Annotated in this window: 13 protein-coding genes; 3 read left to right on the top strand and 10 right to left on the bottom strand. The window is 61.9% G+C overall.

Annotation, left to right across the window (positions count from 1 at the left end):
• Positions 1-41: 41 nt before the first annotated feature.
• The 3 genes from glnA to map form a co-directional block, all read right to left on the bottom strand.
• Complete coding sequence (glnA, locus tag FHS54_RS05705; RefSeq protein ID WP_167302870.1) at positions 42-1,454, bottom strand: type I glutamate--ammonia ligase; 1,413 nt, start codon at positions 1,452-1,454, stop codon at positions 42-44.
• A 100-nt stretch (positions 1,455-1,554) separates the two neighbouring features.
• Positions 1,555-1,893 carry a P-II family nitrogen regulator gene (locus FHS54_RS05710; RefSeq protein ID WP_167303562.1) on the bottom strand — a complete coding sequence of 113 codons (339 nt, stop codon included), beginning with the start codon at positions 1,891-1,893 and terminating at the stop codon, positions 1,555-1,557.
• A gap of 233 nt (positions 1,894-2,126) precedes the next feature.
• Positions 2,127-2,957 carry a type I methionyl aminopeptidase gene (gene map, locus FHS54_RS05715; RefSeq protein WP_167302871.1) on the bottom strand — a complete coding sequence of 277 codons (831 nt, stop codon included), beginning with the start codon at positions 2,955-2,957 and terminating at the stop codon, positions 2,127-2,129.
• A 90-nt stretch (positions 2,958-3,047) separates the two neighbouring features.
• On the opposite strand from map, the gene FHS54_RS05720 reads away from it, so the two are divergent.
• From FHS54_RS05720 to FHS54_RS05730, 3 genes are all read left to right on the top strand, one after another.
• Positions 3,048-3,809 (top strand): competence/damage-inducible protein A, encoded by a 762-nt coding sequence (locus FHS54_RS05720; protein WP_167302872.1) that lies wholly within the window; start codon positions 3,048-3,050, stop codon positions 3,807-3,809.
• Positions 3,810-4,103: 294 nt separating this feature from the next.
• Positions 4,104-5,447: a UDP-glucose dehydrogenase family protein gene (locus FHS54_RS05725; RefSeq protein WP_167302873.1), complete on the top strand. Its 1,344-nt coding sequence runs from the start codon at positions 4,104-4,106 to the stop codon at positions 5,445-5,447.
• A 324-nt stretch (positions 5,448-5,771) separates the two neighbouring features.
• Positions 5,772-6,965: a family 16 glycosylhydrolase gene (locus FHS54_RS05730; RefSeq protein WP_243855667.1), complete on the top strand. Its 1,194-nt coding sequence runs from the start codon at positions 5,772-5,774 to the stop codon at positions 6,963-6,965.
• On the opposite strand, the gene FHS54_RS05735 is transcribed toward FHS54_RS05730, so the two are convergent.
• Genes FHS54_RS05735 through FHS54_RS05765 form a run of 7 tightly spaced genes read right to left on the bottom strand, consistent with a single transcriptional unit; the run spans position 6,950 to position 14,283 of the window.
• Positions 6,950-7,879 (bottom strand): glycosyltransferase family 2 protein, encoded by a 930-nt coding sequence (locus FHS54_RS05735; RefSeq protein ID WP_167302874.1) that lies wholly within the window; start codon positions 7,877-7,879, stop codon positions 6,950-6,952. The two genes, FHS54_RS05730 and FHS54_RS05735, sit on opposite strands and share 16 nt — an antisense overlap.
• Positions 7,876-8,961 (bottom strand): acyltransferase family protein, encoded by a 1,086-nt coding sequence (locus FHS54_RS05740; protein WP_167302875.1) that lies wholly within the window; start codon positions 8,959-8,961, stop codon positions 7,876-7,878. The genes FHS54_RS05735 and FHS54_RS05740 overlap by 4 nt, the downstream gene beginning before the upstream one ends.
• Positions 8,958-10,085, bottom strand: coding sequence for an endo-1,4-beta-xylanase (locus FHS54_RS05745; protein WP_167302876.1), 1,128 nt, complete (start codon positions 10,083-10,085; stop codon positions 8,958-8,960). Before FHS54_RS05745 ends, FHS54_RS05740 begins: the two co-directional genes overlap by 4 nt.
• Positions 10,082-11,050, bottom strand: coding sequence for a glycosyltransferase family 2 protein (locus FHS54_RS05750; protein WP_167302877.1), 969 nt, complete (start codon positions 11,048-11,050; stop codon positions 10,082-10,084). The genes FHS54_RS05745 and FHS54_RS05750 overlap by 4 nt, the downstream gene beginning before the upstream one ends.
• On the bottom strand, positions 11,050-11,994 hold the full coding sequence (locus tag FHS54_RS05755) for a glycosyltransferase family 2 protein (RefSeq protein WP_167302878.1): 945 nt from the start codon (positions 11,992-11,994) through the stop codon (positions 11,050-11,052). The genes FHS54_RS05750 and FHS54_RS05755 overlap by 1 nt, the downstream gene beginning before the upstream one ends.
• Positions 11,991-12,920 carry a glycosyltransferase family 2 protein gene (locus tag FHS54_RS05760; RefSeq protein WP_167302879.1) on the bottom strand — a complete coding sequence of 310 codons (930 nt, stop codon included), beginning with the start codon at positions 12,918-12,920 and terminating at the stop codon, positions 11,991-11,993. Before FHS54_RS05760 ends, FHS54_RS05755 begins: the two co-directional genes overlap by 4 nt.
• Positions 12,913-14,283: an O-antigen ligase family protein gene (locus FHS54_RS05765; protein WP_167302880.1), complete on the bottom strand. Its 1,371-nt coding sequence runs from the start codon at positions 14,281-14,283 to the stop codon at positions 12,913-12,915. The genes FHS54_RS05760 and FHS54_RS05765 overlap by 8 nt, the downstream gene beginning before the upstream one ends.
• Positions 14,284-14,286 lie beyond the last annotated feature (3 nt).

The raw sequence follows: 14,286 nt of genomic DNA on the forward strand, positions 1-14,286 counted from the left end.
CTTGCGCGGCAGGGCCTCCCTTTTCATCAGTTCCTGAAAAATCAGGCGCTGTAGTACATGTCGAACTCGACCGGCGAAGGAGCCATTTCCCAGCGGTAGACTTCGGGCCACTTCAGTTCGAGATAGGCTTCGATCTGATCCTTGGTGAACACGTCGCCCTTCAGCAGGAAGTCGTGGTTGCCAGCCAGCGAGTCGAGCGCTTCACGCAGCGAGGCGCAGACGGTTGGGACCTGGCTCAGTTCTTCGGGCGGCAGATCATAGAGGTTCTTGTCCATCGCGGAACCCGGATGGATCTTGTTCTCGATGCCGTCGAGGCCAGCCATCAGCAGCGCGGCGTAGCACAGATAGGGGTTGGCCATTGCGTCGGGGAAGCGGAACTCGACGCGCTTCGCCTTGGCACCCGCGCCGTACGGAATACGGCAGGAGGCCGAACGGTTGCGCGCCGAATAGGCGAGCAGAACCGGCGCTTCGAAACCGGGCACCAGGCGCTTGTAGCTATTGGTGGTCGGGTTGGTGAAGGCGTTCAGGGCCTTGGCGTGCTTGATGACGCCACCGATGAAATAGAGGCACATGTCGGACAGTCCGGCATAGCCTTCGCCCGCGAACAGTGGCTTTCCGCCGTCCCAGATCGACATGTGAGTGTGCATGCCCGAACCATTGTCCTGTGCAATGGGCTTGGGCATGAAGGTCGCGGTCTTGCCATAGGCCTGGGCGACCATCTGAACGACATATTTGTAGATCTGCATGCGGTCGGCGGTCTGGACCAGTGTGCCGAAGGTCAGGCCGAGTTCATGCTGAGCAGCGGCCACTTCGTGGTGGTGCTTGTCGCAGGGCAGGCCCATTTCGAGCATGGTGGTGACCATTTCGGCACGGATGTCGGTAGCCGGATCGACCGGAGCAACCGGGAAATAACCGCCCTTGGCGCGCGGACGATGGGCCAGGTTGCCGCCTTCATATTCACGGCCGGTGTTGGTCGGCAGTTCGATGTCGTCGATCTTGTAGAAGGACTCGTTATAGTCCGAGTTGAAGCGGACATCGTCGAACATGAAGAATTCGGCTTCCGGTCCGACATAGACGGTGTCGCCAAAACCAGCCGACTTCACGAAAGATTCGGCCCGCTTGGCGGTCGAGCGGGGGTCGCGGGCGTAGAGTTCACCGGTGTCAGGCTCAACGATGTCGCAGAACAGGATCAGCATCGGCGTGGCGCTGAAAGGATCGACATAGACTGCGTCGAGGTCCGGCTTCAGGATCATGTCCGATTCGTTGATCGCCTTCCAGCCCTCGATCGACGAACCGTCGAACATCAGGCCCTGGGTCAGCTCATCTTCGCCCAGGATGGATGCTACCATGGTCAGGTGCTGCCACTTGCCCTTGGGATCGGTAAAGCGCAGATCGACCCATTCGATCTCCTTTTCTTCGACCATCTTGAGGATGTCTTTTGGCGTGTTTGCCATGTGCAGTCTGCCCTTCTCTTTTAATACCCCCCCGTAGGGGTAGTTGATGCATGGGTTCGCTGCCTCCGGTCAGGGAGAAGCGAAAAGCTGTTAGAAATTGTTAGATGGCGTCGTTGTCGCGTTCGCCGGTGCGGATGCGCACGGCGCCTTCGATCGCAGTGATGAAAATCTTGCCGTCGCCGATGCGACCGGTCTGTGCAGCTGATGATATGGCTTCCACCACGCGGTCGGCGAGGGAATCGTCCACCACCACTTCCAGCTTAACCTTGGGCAGGAAGTCGACGACATATTCAGCGCCGCGATACAGCTCTGTATGCCCTTTTTGCCGACCGAACCCCTTGGCTTCGGTGACGGTGATGCCGGACACGCCGACCTCATGCAGCGCCTCCTTCACCTCGTCGAGCTTGAACGGCTTGATGATCGCCTCGATCTTTTTCATCATTCTATCCCAACAAAACGCGCGAACGAAGGCAGGTAGCCCCACCCATTTCTATCTCATCCAGCGACGATCATCATGCTCCCAGAGACACGCGCCGTCCCCAAACAATCAATTACCGTGCCAAATGGCGAATCGCCAGAACTCGCTTTCGGCGAAGCGGCAACCTTTGTCCATATTGCCCTTATTCCGTGCAATTTTACCCAGCTATGCCTGTTTTTTGGGCAGTTCAGCGATCAAGGCTCGTAGGGAGGCGCATTCAAGCCGGTTGGGCTTTTGGTGAATATCTCGCAGCCCGTATCCGTAATGCCGATGCTATGTTCAAACTGAGCTGATAGCGTCCGGTCGCGCGTGACCGCCGTCCACCCGTCGTCCAGCATCTTCACGCCTGGTTTTCCGATGTTGATCATCGGTTCGATGGTGAAGAACATGCCGGGCCGCAATTCCGGCCCAGCGCCAGGCCGTCCGACATGAATAACTTCGGGGCTGTCGTGGAAGACCCGGCCCAGCCCGTGGCCGCAAAAGTCCCTCACCACGCCATAGCGGTGCTTTTCTGCATGGCTTTGGATCGCGTGGCCGATATCGCCCAAATGGTTGCCGGGCTTTGCTTGCTCGATCCCCAGCATCAGGCATTCATAGGTGACTTCGATCAGGCGGCGCGCCTTGATGGAGGCTTCACCCGCAATATACATACGGCTGCTGTCGCCATGCCATCCATCGACCAGAGGCGTGACGTCTATGTTCAGTATGTCGCCTTCCTTGATCTTCTGATCGCCCGGAATGCCGTGGCAGATGACCGTGTTCAGCGATATGCAGCAACTGTGCGTATAGCCGCGATAACCCAGCGTCGCGGGCACTCCGCCGCCGTCCAGCGTCATGCGCCGGACCATATCGTCCAGTTCGCCCGTGGTGACCCCCGGCACGACGTGGGGAACCAGCGCGTCCAGTATCTCCGCCGCCAATCGGCCTGCCTTGCGCATGCCGTCAAAGCCCGCTTCGTCATATAGTTTGATCGCCGTCGATCGGGAAATCGGCGCGTCCGCCGTCATCGTCATATAATCGGTCATGCTGGCGGTTATAGTCGGGAAAGCATGATAATGCGAGTAGCGGTTCGACACGGGCTAGGCAGGGAAGCCAGTGCGAGTTATTGCGAGGCCATGCTTACACCCGAACGCATATGGACAGCTGCGCTGATCGTCATCGGTGATGAGATATTGTCGGGGCGTACGCAGGATAAGAACGTCGCCCAGCTTGCGTCCTGGCTTAATGTCCAGGGCATTCGCCTGGTGGAGGTCCGCGTCGTCGGCGACGATAGCGATGCGATCGTGGAGGCGGTGAACGCATTGCGCGCTCGCCATGATTATCTGTTCACCACTGGGGGCATCGGGCCGACGCATGATGACATCACGGTGGATGCCATCGCCCGCGCGCTGGACGTGGGGGTCGAAATTGATCCGCAGGCCCGCGCGATGCTGTCGGGCTATTATGAGACGCGGGGCGGTCTGACTGAGGCAAGGCTGCGGATGGCGCGGGTGCCAGCGGGGGCGAGCCTGATCGAAAATCGTATGTCAGGCGCGCCGGGCATCCGGCACGGCAACATCTTTATCATGGCAGGTGTGCCGCATATCACGGCGGGCATGCTGGACAGCCTGACCGGAACGCTGGAAGGCGGTCATCCGGTGCTTTCCGCGCAAATTGGATGCTGGGTTGCCGAAAGCGAGATCGCCGACTTACTGGCGGCGGTCGAACGGGCGCATGAAGGATGCCAGATCGGCAGCTATCCTTTCTTTAGGGAGGGGAAGACGGGTGCGAACTTTGTCGTGCGCTCAACCGATGCGCAAGCGCTGCAGGGCTGCATCGCAGACCTTGGTGCGGCACTGGAGCGGGGCGGGTGGCCGGTGTTTCCCGGCGGGATCTGATTTCCGCTAATCTGGCGCTGCCTGAGGTAACGCTTTAACATATCTCCACGACAAGTCACTGATCGCGTCCATATGTGCTGCGCGCACGGCGGGCTGCGTTGCTTTTGTGCGGCAGCCCGCATTATGTTGCGGTGCGTCACAACCGGTTGGTTCCGGCAACGACGTTGGGCTTCATCGCCGAATATCCGATCTTTATGACGGTCGCTATTTCCTCCCTCCTGTCCTTCAGGAGCCGGGTTTGTGCGCCCCTGAAAGATGTTCGGCGCAGGAGCATGTGAGTAAGGAGAATTTCTGATGCGGATCGTTATGACGGGGTCGGGCTATGTGGGCCTGGTGTCCGGGGCGTGTCTTGCCGATTTCGGGCACGACGTGATCTGCGTGGACAAGGACGAGCGCAAGATTGCGTTGCTGCAGGACGGCGGCGTGCCGATCTATGAGCCGGGACTGGCCGATCTGATCGCCCGCAATGTCAAGGCTGGGCGACTGACCTTTACCACCGATTTGCCTGTATCGGTAGCGCAGGCCGACGTCGTGTTTATCGCCGTGGGAACCCCGGCGCGTCGCGGCGATGGCCATGCTGACCTGAGCTATGTCTATGACGCGGCGCGTGAGATTGCGTCGGCTATCAAGGGCTATACCGTGATCGTCACCAAGTCGACGGTGCCTGTCGGAACTGGCGATGAAGTTGACCGCATCATCCGCGAAGCCAACCCTGCGGCCCAGTTCGCCGTCGCGTCCAACCCGGAGTTTCTGCGCGAAGGCGCGGCGATCCAGGATTTCAAGCGCCCCGACCGTATCGTCATCGGGCTGGAAGATGAGCGCGCCCGCCCGGTCATGGAGGAGGTCTATCGGCCGCTCTACCTCAACCAAGCTCCGATCCAGTTCACTGGTCGCCGGACGAGCGAGTTGATCAAATATGCCGCCAACGCGTTTCTGGCGATGAAGATCACCTATATCAACGAGATGGCCGACCTTTGCGAGCAGGTGGGGGCGGACGTACAGCAGGTCGCGCGCGGCATTGGTCTGGACAACCGCATCGGGTCCAAATTTCTGCATGCCGGGCCGGGCTATGGCGGATCATGCTTCCCCAAGGATACGCTGGCGCTGGTGAAGACGGCGGAAGACGCAGGCGCGCCCATCCGCTTGATCGAAACCACCGTTGCCATCAACGAAAGCCGCAAGCGGGCGATGGCGCGCAAGATTGTGGCCGTGTGCAATGGATCGGTGCGCGGCAAGACGATCGGCATATTGGGTCTGACCTTCAAACCGAATACCGACGACATGCGCGATGCGCCGTCGCTGGCGATCATCCGGGCGTTGCAGGATGGCGGGGCGCAGGTGCGTGCTTATGACCCGGAAGGCATGGAGGCAGCGCGGTCGATGGTGCAGGATGTGGAGTTTTGCACCAATCCCTATGCTGCGGCCGAGGGGGCTGCGGCAGTTGTGATCGTGACGGAATGGGACGCGCTGCGGGCGCTGGACTTGCCGCGCTTGCGTTCGGCGATGAGTGGTGATGCGCTGGTTGATTTGCGGAACATATATCGTCCGGATGTCGCGGAGGCGGCGGGGTTTTCATATGTGAGTGTCGGACGAGGTGCGGTGCCTGAAGCTGAGCTGTTGGTTCAGGCGGCGGAATGAATGCATGAATGAAGCGTCGAATTGATTTAGATTAACGGGTCGTCGCAAAATTGGCGGTTTTGCGACGACCCGTTCTTGACCAGGCGTTGTTGTTAACCTTCCTATACGAACCTCCGGGGGGAGTATAATAAGGGGGTTGCAACCATGAATATGAAACTGACTGGCCCTATGGCCGGAGCGGGATTATCCATATTGTTCGTGGCTGTTGCAGGCGCGGCGACTCTATTGAGTGGTGGATCGACTTCGACTTTATCTACGGTCGCGACAACTACGACTCTGACTGGAGTAACGGCGACTGTCGCAGCATCGCCGACGACTTCGACATTGACCACTTCAAACTTTGCTGACTTCGATTTTGCCAATGGCACGAAACTGCCGGGCAAGGCGACGCTGTGGCTGGGCAATGCCACTGTCGCTCCGGGGGCGGGGACCGCCTATGTTCCGGTGCGGCTGGATCGGGCCACGCCCAACACGGTGATCGCTCGCGTCATCACCGTGAACGGGTCGGGCACGCTGCGCGCGCTGTCCGGTTATCATTATGAGACGGTGGACAGGGTCGTGATCTTCCGTCCGGGCGACCCGCTGGAGCAGACCGTAGCCGTGCCAATCATCGGCATGGCGCAGGGGCAGCAGTTCCAGCTCAAGCTGAGGGAAGTGCCGTGGGGCGGATTGCAGGGGCAATCGGTCGCAACGATCACGGCCACAAGCGGCACAGCACCAACGGCCAAGGCGTCCGGCACGTTCCGCCAGCCGCGCAGTTTCGCGGCGACCGGGACGTTGCAATTCGAGTTGAAGAAGGACACGCACAAGCGATCCCCCGATGGCGGATGGAACCGCTGGGCAACGTCGCTGTCGCATGGCCGGACCCAGATCGCCAATGAGGAGACGGGCCTGTATCTTGATTCCAGCGTATTTCCCGGGGTTGAAGGGCCGGTCTATTGGGGGACGCAGGGGCTGGTCCTGCATAGCCAGAAGCTGACGACGCCCATCTATCATGAAGGGCGCAACTGGCATTATGGTGCGACGGTGCTGGACGGGCGCAATTTCCTGGCTTCGCAGATTGGCTATGGGCAATATGAGTGGGACGCCAGAATGCCCAGCCGCCGGGGATCATGGCCCGCATTCTGGCTGGTGTCGACCAGCGGCTGGCCGCCGGAAATCGATATTTACGAAGGTTTTGGCTATCAGAGCTATTGGGATTTCGACCGGCACGTAGCCCATGGCATCCATGGCGGTTCGGGAGGGGTGCGCAGTTTCCAGCGCGGGGTGACGATCCAGACCGAGCAAGCCTATGGCATCAAGGACTTTTCAAAGGGCTTCCACCGCTTTGCCGTTGATATTCAGCGGGATTATATCACCTGGTTCGTCGACGGCGTGGAAACATATCAGTCGGTAAACCCGTTCAAGGGCCACCGCTGGTATCCGATCATGAACGTGGCGGTGAAAACCACCAGCGCCTATGATGATGGATCGGGCGACATGATCATCAAGAGCTTTCGCATCTATAGCGCGCCATAATGGCTGTGGGCGCGGCCTGACAGGGCATAGAGGCGTCCCCAGCATTTGATCCACTGCCCGGCGATGTCGACACGGTGCGCGCCGGGCAGCAGCAATGCCGCCAGCCCGACCGTCCGCGCCGTCAATATGGCGATGGTGCGGGCGAGCAGGCGGGTGCGGCCTGCAAGGCCCGGCCTTTGTTTCTGACGGGCCAGCGTTTCGGTAAAGCCGATCCGCCACATCCGTTTCAGTACCCACGATAGCCGCGCGCGATCCGGCGGCACCCATTCATTGACCCGCGCATCGGGTGCCCAGCCGAAACGCGCACCGGCGGCGCGCAGACGGATGAGGAAGTCCAGATCTTCGCCGCCGCTGCGGTTGAACCGGGGGTCGAACCAAGGCCGTTCGATCATGGTGAGCGCCTTGCGGCTGACCAGCAGGTTATTGCTGGCCCAGAGCAAGCCGGTTGCTCCCCAAGCGCGTTGTTCAGGCCGGAAGACCAGGGTTTCGCGCGCCCAGCGGGGAGGCTGTCCCTGAAAATGACAATCGACCGGTCCCGCCACGACGTCAGCGCCCATGCGTTGCTGACAGGATAGCAGCGCATCCAGCCAGCCGGGTTGCGGCCATTCATCGTCGTCGATCATGGCGATGAAACGCATTGCCGGGTCGGCCATCGCCGTCGCGCAGATGGCGTTCCGCACGGCGCACAACCCCGGTTCCGGCACCGGCAGCAATGTCATGGGCAGGGGATAGCCCGCGTTGCGCAGTGCCTCCACCACGGCGGCCCCTTCCTGCGCGGTGCCGTCATTGTCGGCGATCAGCAGCATGACATCGTCGCGCTGAACCTGCTTTGCCAGGCTGTCGAGCAGATGGCGCAGTTCAACGGGCCGCCGGAATGTCGGTATGGCGATCCATATCGCCTTGCCCACGGTCATGGGGCGGTGGCCTCCACCACGGAGGGACGTCGTGGCCTGCCGCTTTGCAGCCATTTGATGAGCTGATGCCCCCGAACTTCGACCAGTAGATAGCTGGCCCAGCATAGCAGCCATGTGGCGACCAGCATGCCCGCGATGAACAGCCAGTCCATGCCGGTGACGCCATGACGGTGCGCCATGGTCATGGCGCGGGCCGCGACATCGCGCACCAGCGGGTGCCAGAGGTAGATGGAATAGCTGATCAATCCCAGGTGAAAGCTGACGGGGTTAGCCATGACCGCGCGAGCGGCCGAACCATCATAATAGCAGCTGAGCACGAGCGCGGGCATGAGGCAGACGACCAGCACGTCCGCGCCCGGCAACAGCAGCGCCGCCGCAATGAGCACGCAGGTGATGGCGAAGCCGCCGGTGCGGTCCAATATGCGCCTGCACCATGATTGATCGGCGCAACGATATGTCAGCACGCCCAGCGAGAAGCCCGCGAGGCAACGCAGCAGGGTGAGGACGCTGTCGGAATTATTGACGTCCATCGGCCCGCTGGACCCAAAGCCGGAAGTGGCCACCAGCAGCAACAGGCCGATACAGGCCGCCGCCTGCGCCAAGGCCCAGCGCGAAAAGGCGATCAGGGCGATCAGCGGGTAGAGGAGATAGGCGGCCAGTTCGGTACTGACCGACCAGCTATTGCCCGCGATGGGCTGCGTACCCCATCCCCAGCTTTGCACCATGGTGAGATTGGTGAAGATGTTGGCGGGCGTGAGTTCGATCGACTGATTGCCCGACACATTGAGGATGATGCGCGCCGCAAAGACGAGCGTCACGATCAGGTGAAGCGGCCAGACGCGCGCCATGCGGTTGAACAGGAAGTCGGTGTAGCTCTTGGCCCCCAGATGTTTCACCACCCGGTCGTGATAGCCAAAGGAGATGACGAAGCCGCTGAGGATGAAGAACAGGTCCACGGCCAGATAGGCGCGCGAAAATAGCGGGATCGCGAACTGGGCGAAGGCCGGGTTATGGGGGATGTGATAAAGCAGGACTGCTACCGCCGCGATGCCGCGCAGGCCGGTAAGGGACGAAATCCTCATGCTATATTCCCGTTGGCCGGAGGAGCGGCGTCGAAGGCGGCGGCGATCGCGTCCCAGAAGGGCTTGCGCGCCATGTCCCCGTCAAAAGGAAGGCCACGGGACAATTGGCCGTCGGGCCATTTATAGTCGGGATATCTGGACAGCCATGAATCGCGATCCGACACGCCCCAGCAGAGCAGCGATTGGGTGGCGGGGTTGTCCAGCGCCACGTCAAGGAACGCCTTGGCAATGGAGGCGACTTCGCGGTCCCGCTTTTCCGGGTTGGGTGGTCCGCCCCGGTCGGCAATGTCAAACTCGGTCACCGCGATTTTCAGGCCGTAACCGCTCAATTTCTGGAGGAAATCGGCAAATTGGCGCTGGTTGAACGGTTCCTTATAGGGTTTCAAATGCCCCTGGATGCCGATGGCGTCGATGGGAACGCCCCGGCCCAGCAGGCGGTCGAGCAGTTTCAGCATGGCTGTTCGCCGCCTTTCGCAGCGGGGCGAGTCATGTTCCAGCCCATAGTCGCCCAGATAGAGGGCGGCGGCGGGATCGGTGGCGCGGGCGCGGTGGAAGGCGAGGTCGATATAATGTTCGCCCATGGCCTGCATCCACAGATTTTCCGCGCGCATGCCGTCGGCGCGGCCCTGATTGGGTTCCAGCGTTTCGTTGACCACGTCCCATTCGGCAATGCGCCCGGCATAGCGACGCATGGCGACGTCGATATAGCTGGTCATCAGCCGCCTTTGTTCGGTCTTGCCCGCCTGCTTTACCGCCGGTTCCAGCCATTTCGGATTGGCCGCATACCAGACCAGCGTGTGGCCGCGCGCGTGCATGTCATGCGCCTGCGCAAAGTCGATGATCTGGTCCGCGCCACTGAAATCATATTTGCCGGGCTTTGGTTCGGTCGTGCCGCGTTTCAGTTCATATTCCTGAACCAATATGCTGCATTCGCGCGCGGCGGTCGTCCGGTAGGAGCGGTCCTCACGCAGCAGCCGCGATTTGACGGCCAGCCCGAAATGACGGCCCGACCGCCGGGCATGTTCCGCAAGGCCATCCCTTGACGCGACCCGCGCGACGCTGGGCGGCAGGGGGGAGCAAGCGGCCAGCGCGGCGGCTGCGCCCAGAAATTCGCGCCGCTTCATAGCGGTTGCCTTTGCCCGACCAGCAGCCGGATGAAATCGATCCAGCGGTCGCAAATCTTGCGATAGACGGCGTCGGGCAGCACGATCTGCATCAGCACCGCTCCGGCAAGGCGCGGGCCATATGCACCGCGCAGCAATGCGGTCAGATAGTAGCGCAATGCGCGGCTGGGCTGGGTGGGCCAGATGCTTTTCGCCGCGTGCCAGCCCATATAGCCGGAAAAGGCGCGGGCCGAGATATGGGGGCGCAGGTCGGCCAGCCAGCGGAGGCTGCCGATATTGCCGCGAACCTGTGACAGCCGGTCGCCTGCCTGCCGGTCGGCCCAGATCGTGCCGGGCCGATCCGTCATGCGGAATTGTGCCCCGGCGAGCGACAGGCGCAGGGCGAAGTCGGTATCGTCGCCGAACTTCACATCTTCCCGATAGCGTATTTTTTCCGCGAGCGGGCGGCTGAGCGCGACGCTGCTCGTCTGGATGAAGCCCCGGTCGCACATCAGATATTTGTCGAGCCGCTCCCCCTGGCCGATGGCGCGGGGGGGTTTAAGGAAATTGCGCCCGGCTCCACGGTCGGCGAGCACCTGGCCATAGGCGACGACATGATCGCCATCCTCCAGCAGGGGGATGAGGTCGGCGAGGTGATGGGGCAGGAACCGGTCGTCGCAGTCGAGGAAAGCGATATAGCGCCCCCTGGCATGGTCGATGCCGGTGTTGCGGGCGGCGGCTGCGCCGCGATTGGGTTGAACCAGGACGGTCAGCCGGGGGTCCTTGATCGCGCCGAGCGCGATTTCGGTGCCGTCGGTCGACCCGTCCACGACGACGATCACTTCGATCACGGCGACGCTTTGTTCCAGGGCGGACATGACAGCGGCGACCACGGCATCGCGCCTTTGATAGGTCGGGATGATGACGGAAAAGAGCGGCTGGGCGACGCGCGCCTGCAAAGCCGAGGGAGGTTGCCACGCGGTCATCACGGTCGTCCTCCGCCATGGGCTGTTTCCGCCTTGCCAAAGCGCAGCACGAACCGGTTGACCAGTGAGCGATAAAGCGGCTTGGGCAGGTAGGATCGCAGCACTTGCCGCGCGACCACGCGAGGTGGGACGCCGCCTGCCAGCATGCCGATGATTAGGTCGCGCAGCGCGAGCGCGGGGCGGACGGGTGCCATGTGATAGGCCAGTACGGTGGCGCGGTATCCCCGCCGGGCGCGACCGGTCAGCATATGGCCGCAGCGATTGAGCCAGTCGAGCGAGGTTTCATAGCCCCGGACATAGGATGTTCGCCCGGCTTCGCTGGCGTCCAGCCAGATGGTCAGTGGCTGGTCGATCATATGAAAGCGCGCGCCCGCGCCCTGCAGGCGGACGCAAAAGTCGAGGTCTTGGCCCTTTTTGAGCGCGGGATCGAACAGGACCCGCCGGGCGAGATCGGCGGGGACGACCATGGTGGATGTCTGCATGAACTGGTTGGCGCAGAACAGATATTCGCCGACATCCTCTCCATCGCGGATGCCTCGTTCGGGCCTGATCCAGTAGCGATCGACGCCGCGATCGACCTTCATTCGCGAATAGAGGACGGTCCTGCCATCGTCTCGGTCGAGCGCGCGGGCCATGATCGACAGCTTGCCCGGCAGGAACAGGTCGTCGGAATCGAGGAAGGCGATGTAGCGCCCGCGCGCTTCCTCTATGCCGCGATTGCGCGCCGCGCCGCCGCCTGCATTGTCCTGCCGGATATAGCGCAGGCGGGGGTCATCAAAGGCTTCGATGATGGGGGCGGGGTCGTCTTGCGATCCGTCGTCGATGATCAGGATTTCATAATCCTGCCAGTCCTGCGACTGCACCGACCGGATCGTTTCTCCCACAATGGCCGCCCGGTTGTAGAGCGGGATGACCACGGAAAAGAAGGGGGCTGCATTGGTCATGCGCCGTGCACCTTTCGATATTCTTCATAATGGATACCGGCGAGGCCAGCGATCTTGCCCGCCGCGCGATAGAGTTTGCCGAGGCGGACGAGGCGTCGACCCCGGTTGAAGGTCGCCGCCGCGCCCAGCGTGCCGACAAGGACGCCGGCGATGATGCGGGGGGCTTCGTTGATCAGGGTGCGCAGGCGACCCTTGTGGAAACGCTCCACGATCATGTCGGTCATGCCCAGCCGATAGCCGCGCATCAGCAGCCATTTCGCCGTGACGCGGCTGGCGGGGATCAGCTCTGACACCAGGGCGTCCTCCGCCCAGGCGAAGCGGAACCCGGCGCGGGCCATGCGGGTGAAGAGCTGCTTGTCCGACCCGCCGGTCAGCGCCATGCGCTCATCGAAGGGGCGGGGGCCCATGGCGCGAAGGGCGTGCGCGGCGATCAGGACGTTGGCGGTGCTGTCGACCAGGGCGACGGGGCCGGACTGGCCGCGCCGCTTGGCTTGCAGCAGCGGGTGGCTGGCGGCCCAGGGCGCGACGTGGCTGTCCATTTCGCGCAACACCGCGCCGCCCACGACGTCGGCTTTCCAGCGGTCGGCGGCATGGGCCATGGCGTCGATCCAGCCTGCGGAGGCTGCTTCGTCGTCGTCCAGCATGGCGACATGGGTAACGCCGGGACGGGCCAGCGCCGCTTCGACCAACCTGTTGCGCACGAGCGGTATGCCGCGTTCGGTGACCAGCAACGCTTCGATCGGCCAGCGATAGCCCTGCGAGGCGAGGCGTTCGACGACGGCCATGCCTTCGCACCGGGTCGCGTCATTGTCGGCGACCAGCACCTCCAACAGGTGGCGGGTGTCGAGCGCGGCGATGGACTGCAGCGTGCGTTCCAGCCCCTGCGGGCGGTTGCAGGTGGGTATGCAGACGATAATCCTAGCCATGTGTCGGCTCCGTCGAAGGACGCGGCTGTTGCCTGCTCCACTGGGGACGCGGCTTTGCCTTGAAGGTGGCGTGGGCGGTCGCGATGGCGGCGAGGAAGATTACCCAGACCTGCCGGTCCTTGTCGAAGAAGGAGGTTTCGAGCAGATTCTGGTAGAGGACGAAGGTCCACACGGCGAAGGCGGGGACCATCAGATGCTGGTTCTCCCTGGTCGCGCCGCTCAGGAACCACCAGGCGGGCAGGGCGATGAAGGACAATAGCAGCATGATGAGGCCGAAGGGGCCGGTCGTCACCCAGATTTCAAGATAGCCATTGTGCGAATGCGCGGTCAGCATCTGGAATTGCTGGTTCAGATAATCATGCGCGGGGGAATGCGCGCCAACCTGCCAGAAGCCGCCAAAACCCGCGCCCAGGAACGGATGGTCCCCCAGATAGTCGAACACCACCCGCCATATCGACACGCGCCCGGTGAAGGATGTCGGGTCGGCGAACAGCCTTTCCACCGTCGGCTGATAGGCGATGTAGAGGGCCAAAAAGCCGACCATGCCAAAGCCGAGCAACAGCAGCAGGATCGCCCGTTTCTGCGTGTTCCCACTGAGCGCGCGATAGATGTTGCTGATCGCCAGCATGCCGAAACACAGCGCGAGCGAAGTCTTGCTCTTTGTCCCGATCACGAAGACGAAGGCCATCAGCGCGAACAGCCCGTAATACCATTTGCGCTTGTCGATCCAGGCATTGCCGCACACGATGAAGGTCAGCGCCATGACCGCGCCCGCAATATTTTTGTGGAAGAAAAAGCCACGCCATGCGCCGATCAGCGCCTTGTCGCTTTCGGTCGGGGGATGGAAGGCCGCCGATGTCAGCGGCAGCGATATCCAGCAGATCATCAGCGACAGGATCAACGCCCATCGCAGCGCCGTGAACAGCCGGTCAGGCCCCATCAGCGCCAGCGCGCAGAAGGTGATGTAGATCACGATCAACTGCTGCATCACGCGCTTGAACGACACGAACGGATCGACGCCCCAACTGCACGTGATCAGGAACCAGACCAGCATGATCGCGAGCGGCCAGAAGGAAAAACGGTATTTCAGCGGATGTTTGCGCAATATCTGCACAAAGGTCAGCAGCAGCGCAAAGCCGATGAAAAGCGCCTGTTTGAACAGGTCAGACCCGTCATTATCCTGCGCCATCGCGACCAGTTCATCCTGCGTGCGCGAGGCGAAAGGTTGTTGGCCGATGAACACCATCATCAGGAATACAAAGTAGAATATCTGCGCGATCAGCGTGATCCGGCTGTCCTGCGCGATGGCGGGAGAAGCGGGAGGCGGGAGCGCGTGGCCGGTGCGATGCCAGGTTGAGGCCATGGG

It is taken from the genome of Sphingobium vermicomposti (assembly GCF_011762025.1).
GTDB lineage: Bacteria > Pseudomonadota > Alphaproteobacteria > Sphingomonadales > Sphingomonadaceae > Sphingobium > Sphingobium vermicomposti.